General features: G+C 70.5%; 16 protein-coding genes and 1 tRNA gene. 10 read left to right on the top strand and 7 right to left on the bottom strand.

The window, feature by feature from the left end; genetic code table 11:
* The first annotated feature begins 320 nt into the window (after window positions 1-320).
* The gene (locus QF030_RS18935) at window positions 321-521 is read left to right on the top strand and encodes a helix-turn-helix domain-containing protein (protein ID WP_307163858.1); all 201 of its coding nucleotides are present in this window, start codon (window positions 321-323) and stop codon (window positions 519-521) included.
* Window positions 521-1,669, top strand: coding sequence for a tyrosine-type recombinase/integrase (locus QF030_RS18930; RefSeq protein WP_307163857.1), 1,149 nt, complete (start codon window positions 521-523; stop codon window positions 1,667-1,669). The genes QF030_RS18935 and QF030_RS18930 overlap by 1 nt, the downstream gene beginning before the upstream one ends.
* A gap of 74 nt (window positions 1,670-1,743) precedes the next feature.
* Here the strand turns inward: QF030_RS18930 and QF030_RS18925 are convergent.
* From QF030_RS18925 to QF030_RS18915, 3 genes are all read right to left on the bottom strand, one after another.
* Window positions 1,744-1,819, bottom strand: a tRNA-Arg gene (locus QF030_RS18925).
* A 63-nt stretch (window positions 1,820-1,882) separates the two neighbouring features.
* Window positions 1,883-3,508 (bottom strand): IclR family transcriptional regulator domain-containing protein, encoded by a 1,626-nt coding sequence (locus QF030_RS18920; protein ID WP_307163856.1) that lies wholly within the window; start codon window positions 3,506-3,508, stop codon window positions 1,883-1,885.
* A 336-nt stretch (window positions 3,509-3,844) separates the two neighbouring features.
* Window positions 3,845-5,170, bottom strand: a complete 1,326-nt coding sequence (locus QF030_RS18915) for a M6 family metalloprotease domain-containing protein (protein ID WP_307163855.1) — start codon at window positions 5,168-5,170, stop codon at window positions 3,845-3,847.
* A 508-nt stretch (window positions 5,171-5,678) separates the two neighbouring features.
* Here QF030_RS18915 and QF030_RS18910 point away from each other — a divergent pair.
* On the top strand, window positions 5,679-6,326 hold the full coding sequence (locus QF030_RS18910) for a TetR/AcrR family transcriptional regulator (protein WP_307163854.1): 648 nt from the start codon (window positions 5,679-5,681) through the stop codon (window positions 6,324-6,326).
* Between the two features lie 351 nt (window positions 6,327-6,677).
* The gene (locus QF030_RS18905) at window positions 6,678-8,216 is read left to right on the top strand and encodes an MFS transporter (RefSeq protein WP_307163853.1); all 1,539 of its coding nucleotides are present in this window, start codon (window positions 6,678-6,680) and stop codon (window positions 8,214-8,216) included.
* Window positions 8,217-8,281: 65 nt separating this feature from the next.
* On the opposite strand, the gene QF030_RS18900 is transcribed toward QF030_RS18905, so the two are convergent.
* Window positions 8,282-8,791 carry a MarR family winged helix-turn-helix transcriptional regulator gene (locus QF030_RS18900; protein ID WP_307163852.1) on the bottom strand — a complete coding sequence of 170 codons (510 nt, stop codon included), beginning with the start codon at window positions 8,789-8,791 and terminating at the stop codon, window positions 8,282-8,284.
* Between the two features lie 269 nt (window positions 8,792-9,060).
* Between QF030_RS18900 and QF030_RS18895 the strand changes: the two genes are divergently transcribed.
* Entirely contained in the window at window positions 9,061-9,870 is an 810-nt protein-coding gene (locus QF030_RS18895; protein WP_307163851.1) for a dioxygenase family protein, read from the top strand.
* 133 nt (window positions 9,871-10,003) lie between these two features.
* On the opposite strand, the gene QF030_RS18890 is transcribed toward QF030_RS18895, so the two are convergent.
* Window positions 10,004-10,594 carry a GNAT family N-acetyltransferase gene (locus tag QF030_RS18890; RefSeq protein WP_307163850.1) on the bottom strand — a complete coding sequence of 197 codons (591 nt, stop codon included), beginning with the start codon at window positions 10,592-10,594 and terminating at the stop codon, window positions 10,004-10,006.
* A 185-nt stretch (window positions 10,595-10,779) separates the two neighbouring features.
* On the opposite strand from QF030_RS18890, the gene QF030_RS18885 reads away from it, so the two are divergent.
* Together QF030_RS18885 and QF030_RS40595 are read left to right on the top strand one after the other, a co-directional pair.
* A complete protein-coding gene (locus tag QF030_RS18885; RefSeq protein WP_307163849.1) occupies window positions 10,780-11,778 on the top strand; it encodes a sigma-70 family RNA polymerase sigma factor in 999 nt (332 codons plus the stop codon).
* A gap of 827 nt (window positions 11,779-12,605) precedes the next feature.
* Complete coding sequence (locus tag QF030_RS40595; RefSeq protein ID WP_373428900.1) at window positions 12,606-13,547, top strand: TetR/AcrR family transcriptional regulator; 942 nt, start codon at window positions 12,606-12,608, stop codon at window positions 13,545-13,547.
* Between the two features lie 92 nt (window positions 13,548-13,639).
* Here QF030_RS40595 and QF030_RS18875 read toward each other — a convergent pair whose 3' ends face one another.
* Window positions 13,640-14,656 (bottom strand): helix-turn-helix transcriptional regulator, encoded by a 1,017-nt coding sequence (locus tag QF030_RS18875; protein WP_307163848.1) that lies wholly within the window; start codon window positions 14,654-14,656, stop codon window positions 13,640-13,642.
* Between the two features lie 62 nt (window positions 14,657-14,718).
* Between QF030_RS18875 and QF030_RS18870 the strand changes: the two genes are divergently transcribed.
* The 3 genes from QF030_RS18870 to pfkB all read left to right on the top strand — a co-directional run bounded on the left by QF030_RS18870 (window position 14,719) and on the right by pfkB (window position 18,206).
* The gene (locus QF030_RS18870) at window positions 14,719-16,281 is read left to right on the top strand and encodes an MFS transporter (RefSeq protein WP_307163847.1); all 1,563 of its coding nucleotides are present in this window, start codon (window positions 14,719-14,721) and stop codon (window positions 16,279-16,281) included.
* 219 nt (window positions 16,282-16,500) lie between these two features.
* A complete protein-coding gene (locus tag QF030_RS18865; protein WP_062645330.1) occupies window positions 16,501-17,262 on the top strand; it encodes a DeoR/GlpR family DNA-binding transcription regulator in 762 nt (253 codons plus the stop codon).
* A complete protein-coding gene (pfkB, locus tag QF030_RS18860; protein WP_307163846.1) occupies window positions 17,259-18,206 on the top strand; it encodes a 1-phosphofructokinase in 948 nt (315 codons plus the stop codon). The genes QF030_RS18865 and pfkB overlap by 4 nt, the downstream gene beginning before the upstream one ends.
* On the opposite strand, the gene QF030_RS18855 is transcribed toward pfkB, so the two are convergent.
* Window positions 18,157-18,540: a hypothetical protein gene (locus QF030_RS18855; RefSeq protein WP_307163845.1), complete on the bottom strand. Its 384-nt coding sequence runs from the start codon at window positions 18,538-18,540 to the stop codon at window positions 18,157-18,159. The genes pfkB and QF030_RS18855 overlap by 50 nt on opposite strands.
* Between the last annotated feature and the right edge of the window lie 32 nt (window positions 18,541-18,572).

Genomic DNA, 18,572 nt, shown 5'->3' with positions numbered 1-18,572 from the left:
TCTTTGTCCTAAGTAGGAAGACGCTGCGTCACCTGCGTCACCCGAGCCGGAAAACGGCCGCTGATCTGCGACAACAGCGATGACGCAGACGGCCCGCTCTGCGTCATCCTGCGTCACCTGCGTCACCTGCGTGACGCAGCCGATGACGCACCGGTGACGCAGCCCCGATCCGCAGCGTCACCCAAACCCGCAGGTCAGAAGCCTGAATGACGCAGGTGACGCGGTGACGCAGAAATCCACACCTCGGACACACGCGGGCTCCTGAGAAGCCCTGACACCAACTCCACTCGCAGGCGCCGCCCTTTCCGGGAGACCTCAACGTGCTGACCGTCGTCACGAGCAACCCCCAAGCCCTCACCGTTCCGGAAGTCATGACCGCTCTGCGGCTCAGCCGCAGCAAGGTCTACGACCTGATCCGCTCCAAGCAGCTCCCTAGCTACACGTCCGGTCGCGCACGCCGCATCCCGGTCGATGCCGTACGCCACTACATGCAGGACCGACTTGAGGAGAACGCAGCCTGATGGCCCCCCGAAAGAGGAACCCCAACGGCGCCGGCAGCATCTGGCAGCGCAAGGACGGGCGTTACGAAGCGCGCGTCTACGTCCCCCAGCCTGACGGCACCCGCAAGCGCAAGACCGTCTACGGCACCACATGGGAGGAGTGCGACACCAAACGTCAGGAGTTGGTTCTGCGCGACCGCCAGGGCATCCCGACGCCCACCCGGTCCGCGAAGCTCTCCGAGTGGCTTCCGTACTGGCTGAAGCACTACGTCGAACCGCGCCGCAAGCTCAGCACGTACGACAAGTACGAAGTGCAGGTGCGGCTCTACCTCGTGCCCCTGCTGGGCACCAGGCGGCTGGAGTCGCTGAGCGTGGCAGACGTGCGCCGCTTCATCACCCGCGTGCAGAACACCCACACGGCCGCGACCGCGAAGGAGGCGCACCGGGTGCTGCGCTCGGCGCTCACGGCGGCCGTGCGCGAAGAACTGATCACGCGGAACGTGGCGTCGTTGGTGGAGCCACCGCGCGTCAAGCAGCGGGAGATCCGTCCCTGGTCCTTGGAGGAGACGCTGGGCTTCCTCGAGGCTGCGCGCAGCGATCCGCTGTACGCGGCGTTCGTGCTGGCCATTGCCATGGGTCTGCGACGCGGCGAGTTGGGGGGCCTGCGCTGGTCGGACGTGGACCTGGACAACCGCGTCGTGCACGTCCGCCAGCAGACGCAGCGCCGCAGAGGCGTGCTGTACGACGACGACCCCAAGAGCCGCCGCATCCGCGTGGTGCCGATGCCCGCGCTGTGCCTCGCACCGCTGCGGTGGCACCGGCTGCGGCAGCGCGAGACGTACGCGCGCACGGGCGTCGCCTGGTCCGAGACCGGCTACGTCTTCGCCACACGCAACGGCCGGCCGGTCGAGCCGCGGAACGTCTACCGGTCCTTCACGCGGGTCGCGGCTGACGCGGGCCTGCGGGTGGTCCGGCTGCACGACGCACGGCACGGCTGCGCCACGCTGCTGACGGCGGCTGGCGTCGCGCCACGGGTCATCATGGAGATCCTGGGCCACAGCCAGATCAGCATCACGATGGACGTGTACACGCACGTCGTGCACGACACCCAGCGGGAGGCGATCAGCCACATGGACCGGCTGCTCAAGCGCCGTCTGCCCGCCGCCTGAGACGCGACTGCCGTCAACCGCTACCGTCAAAGGCCCACCACCTACGGAAATCCGTAGGTGGTGGGCCTTTGACCTGGTGCCCCCGGCAGGATTCGAACCTGCGACACCCGCTTTAGGAGAGCGGTGCTCTATCCCCTGAGCTACGAAGGCGGGATGTGGCCCTGTGGGTCACAGGCGTCAGCGTACCGGATGCGGGTTGGAGGGGTGTGGGGGTCAGGTCAGGGGGACGTGGGTGAAGCGGGCGGCTGTGTGGAGGTCTGTCTCGATGTGGGAGGCGGTAGTGAGGAGGGCCGGGAGGATGTCGTGGACGCACTCCTCGGCTGTGCGGCGGGCGACGTGGGTCGCCGCGTCGAGGGCGGCGATCACCCGGCCGGCCCGGTCGTGGATCGGGACCGCGATCGCCCGTACGCCCTGTTCCGGTTCCTCGTCGATGAGGGTGTAGGACGCCTCCGCCGCCGGGCCGGTCAGGAGGAGGCGGCCCATGGATGTGGAGGCGGCCGGGAGCCGGGTGCCCACTGCGATGTCCACGCTCATGACGTGGTTCGCGGTAGCCCGGGCCGTGTACTGGATCTCGTCGCCCCGCTCGGTCAGGACCGCCAGGGAGGTCGTCTCCTGGATGGCGTCCGTCAGCGCCGTCAGGTGAGGGGTCGCGATCCGGGGGAGGGACGTGCGGGAGAGGGGCGGGAAGCCGAGGGAGAGGACCTGGGGAGTGAGGGCGAACGCGCGGCGGGGCGTGGGGGTCACCAAACCCAGGTGCTCGTAGGTGATCAGGGCGCGGCGGGCCGTCGCCCTCGCCAGGCCGGTCGCCTTCGCGACCTCCGTGAGGGTCAGCTCCGCCCGGCTCTCGTCGAACGCCGCCAGGACGGTCAGGCCCCGGGCCAGGGACTCGACGAATCCGCGGCCCAGCTCCTGCTTCGACGCGCCGGTCCAGGTCGCCAGTCCCGCAGAGGGCGGATCCTGTTCGGGGCGCGGTGCCCGGCGCAGGTCCTCCTCCATCGCGGCCACGGCCAGACGGAGGCGGGGGAGGAGCGTCTCGCGCAGGTCCGCCGACGTGTGCCGGCTCGTATGGCTGACGACGTTCGCCACGCACGCGATCCGGGCGGTGCGCGGATCCCGTACCGGGACGGAGACCGCGACCAGCCCCGGTTCGATCAGCTGGTCGTCCAGGGCGCAGTTCTCCTCCGCCGCCCGCGCGGTCCTGCGGATGAAGTCCTCGTCGCTCGACGCGCTCTGCGGGGGCGGCGGCGGCACGGTCGGGAAGTCGCTGTTCTGCGGATCCCGCGTCCTGCGGGCGCGCCAGGCCTGCCACTCCTCGTCCGTCCACTCCGTCGCGAACAGCGGTCCCGGCGCGGTGCGTTCGGCGGGGAGCAGGTCGCCGATGCGGAAGCTCAGGGACATCGCGCGGCGGCGGGTCGCCTGGTGGATGAAGCGGATGCCGTCGCGGTCGGCGACCGCCAGGGACACGGACTCGTCCAGTTCGTCGGCCAGGCGGTCCGCGCGGGCGGACAGCAGCGCGGGCAGGCGCAGCGCGGCCAGGTAGGCGTTGCCCAGCTCCATGACGTGCGGGGTGAGGGTCGCGTCGCGGCCGTCGAGACGGACGTACCCCATGCGGGTGAGGGTCGCGGTGATGCGGTCGACCGTGGACCGGGCGAGGCCGGTGGACCGCTCCAGCCCGCTCAGGCTCATCGTGCCGCCCGCTTCGGTCAGCTGCCGCAACACGGCGATCCCGCGGATCAGTGGCGAAACCGCCTCCGTCGGCGCCTGCCCCGCCTCCAGGACCGGAACCGGAACCGAGGCCGGAACCGAGGCCGGAACGGATGCGGTCGTCTTCGCGGACATAACTGCTCGGCTCTCCGATACGGCGGTGGAACTGGCGGTGGGGGCAGGGACAACGTGCTGTGCAGTGGCGGCGGCGTGCAGCAGTCGGGGTGGATGGCGGGTGGCGGGTGGCGGGGGACTGTGTACGTGCTCGGGCATGGGGGTTCGTGCGTGCCCGTGGGTGCGTGCTCGTGGTGTGGGTGCTTGCCCGCTGGGTGGGGGTGTGGGTGTGGGTGCTTGGTCGTGCGTGGTGATACGGCGTCGGGGAGGCCTACGGTAGCCGTGGTCGCCCCGCGGGCCGCGTGACTCCGTCCGCCTGCCCCGTCTTTTCCGCCCGCATCCACCTGGCCGGTCTGGCTACCCCCGGCTCACCCGTACGCGGTAGTCGCCCTTCAGGTCCGCCGCCACCACCGAGATACGGATGCCCCTCTTGGGATCCTTGAACGTCTCGCCCGGCGCGAAGGGGGCGTCGGAGAGTTCCGCGTGGACGTTGGGGCTGCGGGTGCAGCCACCGCTGTCGGTGTGGGAGTCGTAGACCGTGACCGGGCCCATGCCGGTGTCGACGTCCGCGTCAACCTTGTAGATGAGGACGCCCGACCGGCACACCGACTCGTCGTTTCCGCCGCGGGCGCGCAGTTCGACGGCGTAACCGGTGCGCTCGCTCAACGGGACGAAGATCAGCTTCGGGCCGGCCGTGCGGGAGAGGGGGGTCAGCGGGTACTCCGTCGTGCCCGGTGAGGCCGCGCAGGCGATCTGGGAGGCGTCCAGCCAGCCGAGTTTCCACTTGTGCCAGCCGAGCAGATCGTTGTTGGCGCCCCAGTCCTCGCTCATGATGTCCCAGTGGCCGACGGCGCCCCCGCCCTCCTGGGTGTAGAGGTCGGGCAAGCCGAAGACATGGCCGTTCTCGTGGGGGAGTACGCGGTAACCGGTGCGGTCGTAGGAGCCTGAGCCGTCGTCCTGGCGGGAGTACACGAAGGAGGCGTTCGCCACGGTCACGCCGTCGGCGACCGGTGCCTCCGCGTTGCCGGCGAACGTCACCGAAAGGACCGTGTCCAGGGCGGAGGGACCCGCGTTCGGGGTGACGAGCACGTTCAGAAGGTCGTACGAGCGGAAGTCCACCGTCGGGTCGGCGGAGGCCACGATGTCCTGGACGAGTTCGCGGTAGCCGGGATCGAAGGGCGCGCCGCGCTCTATGCCGTACTCGCGGAACGGCTTGGGCATGCGCAGCCAGCGCCGGATCGGCGTCTCGGCGCGGTAGTCGAGTCGGCCGTAGGACGCCGTGCGGAACCATTCCCCGGTCTGCGGGAAGAACTCGCGGTAGCGGCTGAGCGCGCTGCCCCGGCCGGGCGCGTCGGAGAAGTCGATCATCAGGGTGAGGGCGCGGACGGTGCCGGTGGAGCGGGAGTAGCCGCCGGGTGTGGGCAGGCCCTCCGACATCTGGACGGTGGCGCGGCCGTTGATCATGCAGGGGGCGAGGGCGGAGGAACGGGCCACGGAGACAGGGCCCGCGCCGGCCGTCGTCGCACCGGGGACGGGCGCGAGGCGTCCTGATCCGGCCGACGTGCTGACCGTCAGCGTCAGCACGGAGACGGAGACGAGGGCGGCGACGCGGCGCGGGCGTATCCGACGGCGCAGTGGCTCGCCTGCGCGGGCCGGGGCGGTGCGCAGGGGCTGCGGCTGCATGCAGGGGCCTTTCGCTCCAGGCAGCCACAGGTCACCGGCTGCACCCTTTCGATCACCCTCCGACGGGGTGCACGCGGGCGCGCGCTGGAGGAGACCGATCGTGGATTACCGGCCGGTACGGCTGTGGCGGTACCGTTCACGTGCTCACATCCCCCCTGGTCGCACTCGTCTCCTGGTGGTCCCGGCTACGGCTGTGAGCTCATCTCCGCCCCGGTTCGCCCGCTCCGGTCCGCCTCGGTCCGCCCGTTCCCGGTGGGCCTCCGTCCGCCGCTCCGGTCCGCCCGGTCCGGCTCGACTCCGGCCGTGAGAGACGTGTGACCCAGGTCACATGAAGAAACTTCGGGGTTTGGGAAATAACCGGGGACGCCATCCCCGTTTAGCCATGTGTCCGAGCGAAACGGGGAGTCGATCCCCGGATCGCCATCAGCGTCGATACGTGGATCCGTCCAAACGCAGATACGCAGATACTCAGATACGTCGAAACGTCGAACGTCAGAAGGAGTGCACCGTGCAGACCGCGACCGCTACCCCCACCGTGCGCAAGGCGACCCGGCCCCGTGCCGACGCTCTGCGCAACCGGGAGCGGATCGTCACCGCCGCCCGCGAGATGCTCGTCGAGTTCGGTGCCGATGTGCCGCTCGACGAGATCGCTCGCCGGGCCGGTGTCGGGAATGCCACGGTGTACCGGAACTTCCCCGACCGTGACGCCCTGGTGCGTGAGGTCGTCTGCTCCGTGCTGGACCGCATGGTCCAGCACGGACAGGTCGCCCTCGCCGAGAGGGACGCGTTCGGGGCGCTGGAGCGGTTCGTGCACGCCTCCGCCGATGAACGGCTCAGCGCGCTGTGCCCGATGATCTCCAGCACCTTCGACGAGCACCACCCCGACCTCGAAACCGCGCGCGAACGGGTCGAGCGGATCATCGAGGAGGTCATGGACCGTGCGAAGGCGGCCGGGCAGCTCAGGCCCGACGTCGGCGTGGGAGACGTGATGATCGCGGTGGCTCAGCTCAGCCGGCCCCCGGCCGGTACCGGCTGCCTGAACGCCGACCGTTTCGTCCACCGCCACCTTCAGGTGTTCCTCGACGGACTGCGGGCCCCGGCCCCTTCGGTCCTGCCGGGTTCGGCCGTGACCATGGAGGATCTGCGCCAGGCCTGAACGACCGGTTCGTGAAACCGCAGCAGCAGCAGTCGTCATCACCCGCACTGGTGGCCGCCGGTCCGCGGCGCCCCTGATGGCCCTCGGTCGCCCTCACCTTGCTTCGGCGGCAGGCGGCCGACGGCGACCCTCATGAGCCGTCACGCCCGTCGAGCGTCCATCGAGCGACGAGTTACTCCCCGAGCAACGAGTTACTCCTGAGCACCGAGCACTCCTCACATACCGAGCACTCTTCAAGTACCGAGCACTCCTGAAGTACCGAGCACACATCGAGCAACGGTCCGTCAGCGCTGACGAGCCGCCCCTTATCTCACTTCTTTTCCGTCACGAAGTCCCGAAGCGGGTATCCCCATGTCTGAAACAGCCCAGAAGGCCCCCGGTAAGACGGGCGGCCCGGACGCCAACCGCTGGAAGGCGCTGGCGTTCATCGCCCTCGCCCAGCTGATGGTCGTCCTCGACGCCACCATCGTGAACATCGCGATGCCCTCCGCCCAGCAGGACCTGGGCATCTCCGACGGCAACCGGCAGTGGATCGTCACCGCCTACGCCCTCGCCTTCGGCGGTCTGCTGCTCTTCGGCGGCCGCATAGCCGACCTGTGGGGCCGTAAGCGTGCCTTCGTCGTCGGTCTGGGCGGCTTCGCCGCGGCCTCCGCACTCGGCGGCGCCGCCGCCAACGAGGCGATGATGTTCGGTGCCCGTGCCCTGCAAGGCGCGTTCGGCGCCCTGCTCGCGCCCGCCGCACTCTCCCTGCTCGCCGTGATGTTCACCGACGCGAAGGAGCGCGCCAAGGCCTTCGGCATCTACGGCGCGATCGCCGGTGGCGGCGGCGCCGTCGGCCTCATCCTCGGCGGTTTCCTCACCGAGTACCTCGACTGGCGCTGGACGTTCTTCGTCAACATCCCGTTCGCGATCATCGCCGCGGCCGGCGCCTACTTCGTCATCCGTGAGCCCGAGGGCGGCCGCAACCGCTCCGCCCTCGACGTCCCGGGCGTCATCCTCTCCACCCTCGGTCTGGTCTCCCTGGTCTACGGCTTCACCCGCGCCGAGTCCGAGGGCTGGAGCGACTCCGTGACGGTCGGCATGTTCGTCGCGTCCGTCGTGCTGCTGGCTTCCTTCGTGGTCGTCGAGTCCAAGGTCAAGGCCCCGCTGCTGCCGCTGCGCGTGATCACCGAGCGCAACCGTGGAGGGATCTACCTCTCCCTCGGCCTCGCGATCATCTCGATGTTCGGTCTGTTCCTCTTCCTGACCTACTACCTGCAGATCGTGAAGGGCTACACGCCGGTCAAGACCGGTTTCGCCTTCCTTCCGATGATCGCGGGCATGATCACCGGCTCCACCCAGATCGGCACCCGCCTGATGACCCGGGTCGCCCCGCGCCTGCTGATGGGCCCCGGCTTCCTGGTCGCCGCCCTCGGCATGCTGCTGCTGACCCGGCTGGAGATCGACACCTCGTACGCGGCCGTGCTGATGCCGGCGATGCTGCTGCTCGGCCTCGGTATGGGTACGGCGTTCATGCCGGCGATGTCCCTGGCCACCTACGGCATCGAGCCGCGGGACGCCGGTGTCGCCTCCGCGATGGTCAACACCTCGCAGCAGGTGGGCGGCGCGATCGGCACCGCCCTGCTGAACACCATCGCCGCGTCCGCGACGACCTCGTACATCAAGGACCACGTCGCCGGTGCCACCTCCAGGCCCCAGCAGCAGCTGGTGCAGCTGGAGGGCATGGTGCACGGCTACACCAGCGCCATCTGGTTCGCCGTCGGCATCCTGGTCGCCGCCGCCACGATCGCCCTGACCCTCGTCAACGCCGGCAAGCCGGACATGGGCCCGGTCGCGGGCTCGGGTGCGGAGGACGGCGAGGACGTGGCGGTGCCGGTGATGGTCCACTGACCCGCCTACGGAACTGACCCGGCTGCGGAACTGAGCCGGTTGCGGAACTGAGCCGGCTACGGGAACTAGCGGAGCCAGGGCAGGTCCGCACCCGCTTCATCGGGCTGAAGTCCCTCGGCGACGATCTGCATGATCTCGCCGAGGGACTTCTGCTGTTCGGGGGTGAGCCGGTCGAACACCGCGTGGCGTACGACGGCGACATGGCCCGGCGCGGCGCGCTTCAGCACCTCCAGGCCCTGCTCGGTCAGTACGGCGAACTGGCCGCGTTTGTCGGAGTCGCACTCCTCACGGCGCACCCAGCCGTTCTTCTCCAGCCGGGCGACGGCGTGGGAGAGACGGGAGCGGGTGATCTTCGCGTACTTGGCCAGCTCGGTCATCCGGAGCCGCCGGTGGCTGGACTCGGCGAGCTTGACGAGCAGGCCGTAGTAGATGTGCGGCATACCCGCTTCACGCTGGAGCTGGCGGTCCATGTGGTCTTCGAGGAGGGTCGTGGCGTGCACGTAGGAGCGCCAGATGCGCTGTTCCTCGGCGGTGAGCCACTGGGGCTCGTCAGCGGATGCGGATGCCTTCGTCATGTAGTCCACTGTAAACGCCTTCTCCTTGAAGTTTAAACCAATCAGGAATATGCTGGCCGGCAGTGACGTTTTAGATTTCAATCAAGCGTCCCGAAGCGTTCGTCGCCGTCGAGCGTTCAGGGTCGCCGAGCATCCGAACCCCGCCGAGCACCCGGAGCCGGAAGCGTCCGGAGCCGAAGGCGTTCGAAGCCCGACGCGTTCGAGCCGGAAGCGACCGGAGGCGGGAGCGTCCGGAGTCAGGGGCCGAGGTCCCGGAAGGAGCAGTTGCCATGTCCGCCGCACCCCAGGAGCGTGCCCTCCCCCAGGAGCGCATGCCCGCGCTCTACCTCAGCCATGGCGCCCCGCCCCTCGCGGACGACCCGGTCTGGCCCGGCGAACTCGCGGCCTGGTCCGCCGACCTGCCCCGCCCCAAGGCGATCCTGATGGTCTCCGCCCACTGGGAGGAGGCCCCCCTCGCCCTGGGCGCCGTCGACCCGGTCCCCCTGGTCTACGACTTCTGGGGCTTCCCCGAGCACTACTACCAGGTGAAGTACGCCGCCCCCGGCGCACCCGAGCTCGCCGAGAGCGTACGGAAGCTGCTGCGCGCCCCTGGTACCCCTGTGCAGGACATTCCCGACCGAGGCCTCGACCACGGCGCCTACGTGCCGCTCGTCGAGATGTTCCCGGCCGCCGACATCCCGGTCCTCCAGATCTCCATGCCGACCCTCGACCCCGTGAAGCTGATGGAGATCGGGCGCAAGCTCGCGCCGCTGCGCGACGAGGGCGTCCTGATCGTCGGTTCCGGCTTCTTCACCCACAACCTGGCCGCGCTGCGGCACACCGGCGGGGGAGTGCCGACCTGGTCCTCGGAGTTCGACGACTGGGGCCGTCACGCGCTGGAGAACCGCGACTGGGACGGGCTGCTGGACTTCCTTCACAAGGCCCCGGCCGGCCGTTACGCCCACCCGCGCACCGAGCACTTCGCCCCCCTCTTCGTGACGATGGGCGCCGCGGAGATGTCCGGCGAGCTGGACGCGCAGAAGTCCGTGATCGACGGGTTCTGGATGGGGATGGCGAAGCGGTCCGTGCAGTTCGGCTGACGCTCCACCGCGGGGCTGGGGCTGGGGCTGGCGCGGAGGCTGGGGCCAGAGGGCGGCCGTATGGCGTCTGTGTGGGGTCCATGGGCCCCTTGTCGAGACCGCGTACGGGATCACGGCTCCGCCCGGCCCAGGGCTACCTGAGGAGTAGTCGGGGCGGCCTCTGAAGGGAGGGCTCCGTCCGGGGTCGGAGTTCCTTCTCGTACCAGGCCACGTCCCAGTAGCGGTCGAACTTGCGGCCGACCTCGCGGTACGTGCCGACGTGCCGGAAGCCGAAGCGCTCGTGCAGCCGCGCGGACGCTTCGTTCGGCTGCGCGATGCCCGCGTAGGCGCGGTGCAGGTCCTCGTCGGCCAGTGCCTCGAAGAGCGCCTTGTAGAGGAGCGTGCCGATGCCGCGCCGGCCGGCGTGCGGGGCGACGTAGACCGTGACCTCCACCGAGGTGGAGTAGGCCGCCTTCGGCCGGTAGGCGCTGGATGTGGCATAACCCAGGATTTCCTGTGAGCTCCCCCGGATGTCCTGTGAGTCCGCTTCCGTGGCAACCATCAGGCGGTGCGGCCCGTCTTCAGGGTGGGAGAGCAGCCAAGGACGTCGCTCTTCCGGAGTGAAGGCCACCGTGTCGAATGTGATGGGCGTCTCACGTACGTAGTGGTTGTAGAGGCTGGTGAGGGCTTCGAGGTCACCCTCGACTCCCGGTCTGACCTGCACCTCTGTACGTTCCGACGACATCGCGCCTCCTCGCGTGGTCGGACAGGGTACTGCAAGATCATCAAAATCGGGGTGCGGGTTGGGAATTCTGTCCTGATTCCAGTCGTTGTTTCCATCAGATGCAGGGCACCCGAGGAGAGTCCGAATCCGAGAGTGCCTGGTGTCTGAAGGGCCACCCGCTGAACCTCCATCGCAAGGGAGCACGCATGGCAACCCGTGCCGTCGCCCGTCGCAAGTCCGCCAATGGCGAGACGACCGACGCGGCCCGCAGTGTTCGCGCCCATGGCGGCGAGATCGCCGACCGCGACCTGGTCGGCATGTACCTCGACGAAATCGCGCGCACACCTCTGCTCGACGCCGCCAAGGAAGTCGAGTTGTCTCAGATCATCGAGGCCGGCGTATTCGCGCAGCAGGTCCTCGACGGTGACGAGGAGTCCCGTGCGGAGGCCTCGCGCGAGGAACTCGAGGCGCTGGTCGCCGAGAGCGAGCGGGCCAAGGACGTCTTCATCCGTTCCAACCTCAGGCTCGTCGTCGCGGTGGCCCGCCGCTATCCCCGCAGCGGTCTCCCGCTCCTCGACCTCATCCAGGAGGGCAACGCCGGTCTGGTCCGCGCGGTCGAGAAGTTCGACTACCGCAAGGGCTTCAAGTTCTCCACGTACGCGACCTGGTGGATCCGTCAGGCCATCACCCGCTCGATAGCGGACCAGTCGCGCACGATCCGCCTGCCCGTCCACCTGGTGGAGGAGCTCGGCCGGATCCGTCGTGTGCAGCGCGAGTTCAACCGCGAGAACGGCCGCGACCCGGAGCCCGCGGAGATCGCGACGGAGCTCGGTTCGACGCCGGAGCGCGTCACGGACGTCCTGGACTGGGCCCGCGACCCGGTATCGCTGAACATGGCGGTCGACGACCAGGGTGAGACCCAGTTCGGCGACCTGCTGGAGGACACGTCCGCGGTCTCGCCGGAGCAGTCCGTCATGACCCTGCTGCGCAGCGAGGAACTCGACGGCCTGATCGACCGCCTCGAGCCGCGCACGGCCTCCATCATCAAGATGCGGTACGGCATCGACGACGGTCGTGAGCGCACCCTGACCGAGGTCGGCAAGGAACACGGCCTGACGAGGGAACGCATCCGCCAGATCGAGAAGCACGCCCTGCTGGAACTGAAGAAGCTGGCCCGCGACACGGGCTTCGAGGCGGCGGCGTAGGCGCTTGTCCTTCCGTCGGCCGGCCGGAGCCCGACGCTCCGCCGGGCGACGCGGGGCCCCGGTCGGCCGCCAACCTGCCGATGACCTGGGGATCGTTGCCCGACGACCAGCGAACCGTTGGCTGACGGCTGACGGCTGACGGCTGACGGCTGACGGCTGACGGCTGACGGCTGACGGCTGACGGCTGACGGCTGACGGCTGACGGCTGACGCCGCTGACCGCTGTGACTGGTGGCTCGTGACTCATGGCCGATGGGGGCTTCCGGGTCGGGTGCCTTCGGCGGCGGTTGCCGGTGGTCGGTGTGGCCATCGCTCCACGGCGAACGGGCGCCGCGCTACGGCCCGGAGCTGCGACGAGTGGGCTTCGGGCGCCTTGTGGTGCAGGGTTCCCGCCAGCGTGCGCCGGGTGGTGGAGGGCCGCGCGAACATGGCGCAGGAACGCCGCTTCAATGGGGAAGAGCGCGGGAACAAGACTTCTGGGCACGGGAGTCCGAGTCGGCCGGCCCTCCGACGGACCGGACCTCGCAGCCCCGCCCTTCCTGCCATCTTCGCCGCACATGAGCCAAGTCCCGACGCACATCCCCCCGGCGCCGGGACTTTCCCCGAGCCGGGCTTCGGTGCCTCTCCCCCCAGGCGCCGGGGCCCGGCTCACCTTCGTACCCGGGCACCCGATTGTCGGCCAAGGGCGGGATTGCGGGCGCACACGTCCCGCCGGGCATATGACAGGGTGACGGGGCAGGCTGAGAGGGCGGGGCACCCCGTACCTGAACCACGGGGTGGCCCGCCCGAATGGCAGATTGTGCCACATGGGCATAGCCTGCCGACGTGATCAGCTCGACCTCCCCCTCCGCCTCGGCTTCGCTGACCGAGCGGCGCAAAGCGGCCACCCGCATGGAGATCGCCCGTGCGGCGGCAGGCCTCTTCGCCAGCCGGGGGCTGAAGGCCACCCGCGCAGAGGACATCGCCCAGGCGGCGGGCATCGCCCCGCGTACCTTCTACCGGTACTTCGCCACCAAGGAAGAGGCCATCGCCCCGCTCTACGCGGCGGGCGCGCAGCGCTGGGCGGAGGCGGTACGCGAGGCCCCGGCCGAACTGACCGTGCCGCAGGCCCTGGAACACGCGATACGACACACCCTCGTCCCCGGCCGCGGAGTTTCGGCGGCGTCCTGGGAGTGGGTCCGCACCCTGATCCGACTGGCCGGAACCAGCCCCGCCCTCGGCAAGGTCTGGGCGGAGGTCTGCCACACCTCGGAGGCGACGCTCACGGAGATACTGGCGGAGCGGACGGCGGCGGCACCCCGTACACCCGCCTCCGACGCGACGTCAGGCGCCGGTTCAGCCGCCACGTCCGCCACTGCTGACGCTTCTTCAGTCGTCCCTTCGGTCACCCCGTCAGACGCCCCTGACATCGCTGCGGACGTCTCTTCGAACGTCTCGTCGGGCGCCGCTTCGAACGTCTCGTCGGGCGCCGCTTCGGAAGTCTCCTCGCGCGCCGCTTCGGAAGTCTCCTCGCGCGCCGCTTCGGAAGTCTCCTCAGACGTCCCTGCTGCCGCCGCTTCCGAGGTCGCTTCCCCTCTCGACAACGTTGCCTCCCCCTATCAGCGGTTCGCCGCGGCGGTGGCCGGGGCGGCGGTGCGGGTCGCGGTCGAGAGCTGGGCGGTGACCAACCTGCCCCCGACCGGCCGACGGGGTCCCGCAGAGCTGGCGTTGCGCAATCTGCGGGCCCTGCACGGGTTCGCGTGGGAAGAGAGCCCGGCGGAGGAGGCCTGACCCGCGCCCCCTCCCGCGCCCCCTCCCGCGCCCTCTCCGCGCTCGTCCCTTCTCGCGCTCGCCCCTCGCGCGCCCTTCCCGCGCCTGTTCTCTCACCGTCCGGCGCTCCCCGGGGTGCCCTCCGTCCCGGCCGATCGGCTCAGGCGGGCGCCCAACTCACGTGCGCACCGGACCAGTTCCGGCGGCCCCTGGACCGAGAACTCGCAGCCCAGTGTCGCCAGCCGCATCGCCACCCACTCCACCGGGTTGCTGGTCGTCGCCCGCAGTCGGCACCCGTCCCCGCCGTCGGTGCCCGCCGTCGGGTGCGCGTCCGGGGTGCCCAGCCACGTCGGCAGGCGGGCCGTCACGAACTCCGTCGGTGCCTCGAACGTGACGTCGAGTTCGTACTCGTAGGCGTCCGGGCGCAGTTGGATGGATCGCCGGAGGTATTCCGCCGCGCTCCCCGTCGGCAGCTCGCGCGGAGTGAAGCGGGCCCCGGTCGCGAACGGGTCCGCGACCCGGTCCACCCGGAAGGTCCGCCAGTCCTCGCGGTCGAGGTCGTACGCCACGAGGTACCACCGCCGGCCCGTGGAGACGAGCCGGTAGGGCTCGGTCAGACGGCGCGACTCCGTGCCGTCCTTGGCGCGGTAGGCGAACCGCAGCCGTTCCTGCCCGGCCACCGTCGAGGCGATGACGGTCAGCGTCTCGGGTGCGATGCTCGCGCCGTCCCCGCTGGTCAGCGGTGTGGTTGCGGCCTGGAGGGTGGAGACGCGGTGGCGCAGCCGGGCGGGCAGCACCTGCTCCAGTTTGGCCAGGGCCCGGACGGACGCCTCGTCGACGCCCTCCAGCGCGTGTCCCGCCCCCGCCCGCAGGCCGACGGCGATCGCCACCGCTTCCTCGTCGTCGAGCACCAGCGGCGGCATCGCCTTTCCCGCCACCAGCCGGTAGCCGCCGTCCGAGCCGAGGCTCGCCTGCACGGGGTAACCCAGCTCGCGCAGCCTGTCGATGTCCCGTCGGACCGTGCGGCGGGAGACTCCGAGCCGGTCGGCGAGCTCGCCGCCGGGCCATTCGCGGGGCGTCTGGAGGAGGGAGAGGAGCTGGAGCAGCCGAGCCGGGGTGTCCGTCGTCATGTGTCCGAGGATGCCGCAGATCTAGGACATGATCTGACCTAGTGCGGTCCTACTGTCACATCATGACCTCCACGGAGACCTCCCTCGAGTCCTCGCCCGAGTCCTCGCCCGGCCCTCGAGCAGCAGCCAAGGCGGCGCCGGGCGACCGTCGCCGTTGGTTCGCGCTCGCCATCGTGATGACCGCGGCCTTCATGGACCTCGTCGACGTCACGATCGTCAACATCGCGATCCCCTCCATCCAGGAGGAGGCGGGCGCCTCCTGGAGCCAGATCCAGTGGATCACCGCCGGTTACGCGCTCGCCTTCGCCGCCGGGCTCATCACCGGCGGCCGGCTCGGCGACATCCACGGCCGCAAGCGGCTGTTCCTCCTCGGCATCGGCGGCTTCACCCTCGCCTCCGCACTGTGCGGCTTCGCCGCGAACCCGGAGATGCTGGTCGCCTCCCGCATCCTCCAGGGCGCCATGGCGGCGATGATGGTGCCGCAGGTGCTGTCGATCGTGCACGCCACCTTCCCGGCGCACGAGCGGGGGAAGGTCTTCGGGCTCTTCGGCGCGATCGTGGGGCTGGGCGCCGTCTCCGGGCCACTGCTCGGCGCGCTGCTGACCGAGTGGAACCTCTTCGGTCTGGAGTGGCGGCCGATCTTCCTCATCAACCTGCCGGTCGGTATCGCGGGCCTGATCCTCGGCAGCCGATTCATCACGGAGTCCAAGGCGCCGAAGGCGCTGAAGCTGGACCTCGTCGGCGTCGTCCTGGTCACCCTCGGCCTGCTCATGCTGCTCTACCCGCTCACCCGCGGCCGCGAGCTGGACTGGCCGGTGTGGGGGTACGTGTCGATGGCCGGCTCGATCGGTGTCTTCGGGGCGCTGGTCGCGTACGAGCGGCGCAAGGGCGCGCGGGACGGCTCGCCGCTGATCGAGCTCTCCCTCTTCCGGGTGCGCAGCTTCGCGGCGGGCGTCGCCGTGCAGACCGTCTTCGGGGTCGGCCTCGGCGTGTTCTTCCTGGTCTGGACGCTGTACATGCAGACCGGCCTGGGCTGGAGCCCGCTGCGGGCGGGGCTGACCGGTGTCCCGTTCTCGCTCGCCGTCTCGACGGCCGCCGGACTGTCCGTGCAGAAGCTGGTCCCGCGCTTCGGGCGCAAGGTGCTTCAGACGGGCGCCCTGACCATGGGCGTCGGCGTGCTCCTCTACATCTGGGAGTCCGAGCGGTACGGCCTCGGCATCGCCCCGTGGCAGATGGCGCTTCCGCTGGTCGTGATGGGCGTCGGCATGGGACTGATCGTCGCCCCGCTGACGGACGCGGTGCTGTCGGACGTACCACGCGAGCACGCCGGTTCGGCGTCCGGGCTGATCAACACCGTCCAGCAGATGGGCAACGCGCTCGGACTCGGCCTGGTCGCGGTCGTCTTCTTCGGCCGGATCGGCGACCGGCTGACCCCGGCCGACGTGGGCCCCGCCTTCGTCGACGCCTTCGAGCACGCCCTGGGCTGGGTCGCCCTGGTGATGTTCGCGATCTTCCTGTTGATGTTCGCCCTGCCGAAGCGGCCGGCCCAGCACCTCGAGGGCGGCGCCGAGGACGCCCCGGAGGCGGCCCCCTCCGGGGACCGGGAGCGCGAGCTCGTCGCCTGAGCGCGGAGGCTCCCGCGTGAGGGGCCCGTCACCCGATCGGGTGACGGGCCCCTCACGCGTCTCCTGCAGAGGAGGGGCATGTCCTGGTGCAAGGGGGCGAAGTCCGTTTGTGCCCACATCGCGTCCGAACCTGTTTACTTTCCAGAAATCCGAGCGTAGCCTCCGAGGCGAAACCACAGGTTCGGGCATAAATCCGGTAACGGTCGGAGGGAAACGGACATGTACGCACCGGAGCGGCAGCAGGAGATCCTGCGGCTCGCCCGTGACGGCGGCCGGGTGGACGTCCTGTCGCTGGCCGAGGAGTTCCAGGTCACGGCGGAGACGATCCGCCGCGACCTCAAGGCCCTCGACCGGGCCGGCCTGGTGCGCCGCGTCCACGGCGGTGCCATACCCGCCGGACGCCTCGACTTCGAACCGGACCTCGCCGAACGCGAAGGCACCTCCGCAGACGAGAAGGACCGCATCGCCAAGGCGGCCCTCACGGAACTGCCCACCGAGGGCACGGTGATCCTCGACGCCGGCACCACGGTCGCCCGTCTGGCCGCCGCCCTCCCGCTGGAGGCCTCGCTCACCGTCGTCACGCACAGCCTGCCCATCGCGGCCCGCCTCGCGGACCACCCGGGCATGCAACTGCACCTCGTCGGGGGGCGCGTACGGCACCGCACGCGCGCCGCCGTGGACGCGTGGGCGCTGCGTGCGTACGGCGAGATCCGCGCCGACGTCCTGTTCGTCGCCGCCAACGGGTTCTCCGCCGAGCACGGGCTGACCACCCCCGACCTCGCCGAGGCCGCGGTGAAGCGGGCGGCCGTCGCCGCCGCGCGCCGCGTGGTACTGCTCGCCGACTCGGCCAAGCACGGCCAGGAGCACTTCGCCCGCTTCGGCGACCTGAGCGACGTGGACCTGCTGATCACCGACAGCGGGCTGAGCCCCGACGACGCGGCCGCCATCGAGCGCGGCGGCACGGAAGTAGTACGCGCATGATCCTCACCGTCACCCCCAACCCGTCCCTGGACCGCACCTACGAGGTCCCGTCCCTCGACCGTGGCGAAGTCATCCGCGCCACCGGCGAGCGGATGGACCCGGGCGGCAAGGGCGTGAACGTCTCGCGCGCGGTCGCCGCCGCCGGACGGCGCACGGTCGCCGTCCTGCCCCTGGGTGGCGCACCGGGCGCACTCGTCGCCGACCTGCTCGACGCACAGGGCATCGAGGTCGCGCCGGTCCCGGTCACCGGAGCCACCCGCTCGAACATCGCACTCGCGGAGTCGGACGGCGTCCTGACGAAGATCAACGCACCCGGGCCCGAGCTGTCCCGGGAAGAGCAGGAACTGCTCCTGGAGACGGTCCGCGAACAGTCACGCGACGCCGACTGGATCGCCTGCTGCGGCAGCCTGCCCCGCGGTCTCGCGCCCTCCTGGTACGCCGAGGTGGTCGCCAGGGCGCACGCCGGAGGAGCACGCATCGCCCTGGACACCTCCGGGCGCGCCCTCCTGGAGGCGCTGCGGGAACGGCCCGATGTCGTCAAGCCGAACGCCGAAGAGCTCGCGGAAGCCGTCGGACGCCCCCTGGCCACCGTGGGCGACGCGGTGAAGGCCGCCGAGGAACTGCGCGGAATGGGCGCCCGTGCCGTGCTCGCGAGCCTGGGCGCCGACGGGCAGTTGCTCGTGGAGGACACGGGCACCTGGTTCGCGAGCGCCCGCGTCGACGTCGTACGCAGCAACGTGGGCGCCGGCGACTCCTCCCTCGCCGGCTTCCTCGTCGCCGGCGGCAGCGGTCCCGCGGCGCTCGCCTCCGCCGTCGCGCACGGAGCGGCGGCCGTACAGCTGCCCGGCAGCGTGATGCCGACCCCGGACGACCTGGACCCGGCCACCGTCACGGTCACGGCCCAGGTGCCGGTGGACCGCGAACTGAAGGAGCCGGTGTCATGACGACGAGCCCCACGGCGACCACACCGACGACGACTCCGGCGCCGTCCGCGCTGACGGTGACCGCGGGATCGTCCTCGAGGACGACTCCGGCGCTGTCCGTGCTGACGACTACCGCGGGGTCCTCCCTGAGGACGACCTCGGTGCCGTCTGTGCTGACGGTGACTGCGGGGTCGTTCTCAAGGACGGCTCCGGTGCCGTCCAGGCTGAAGACGATTGAGTCCCCCGTCCTGACGGCGACCGCTGCGTTCCCTGTCCCGACGGCGACTGTGACTCCCGTGGTCACCGTGGTCACCGTGGTCCCGGCGGTCCCCGTGCTGCCCGGCGAACCGGTCATCGAGCGGCGAGGTCCCTCGTTACGCGCCGCTC

The organism is Streptomyces rishiriensis (assembly GCF_030815485.1).
GTDB lineage: Bacteria > Actinomycetota > Actinomycetes > Streptomycetales > Streptomycetaceae > Streptomyces > Streptomyces rishiriensis_A.
This window is presented reverse-complemented; position numbering and strand designations above follow the sequence as displayed.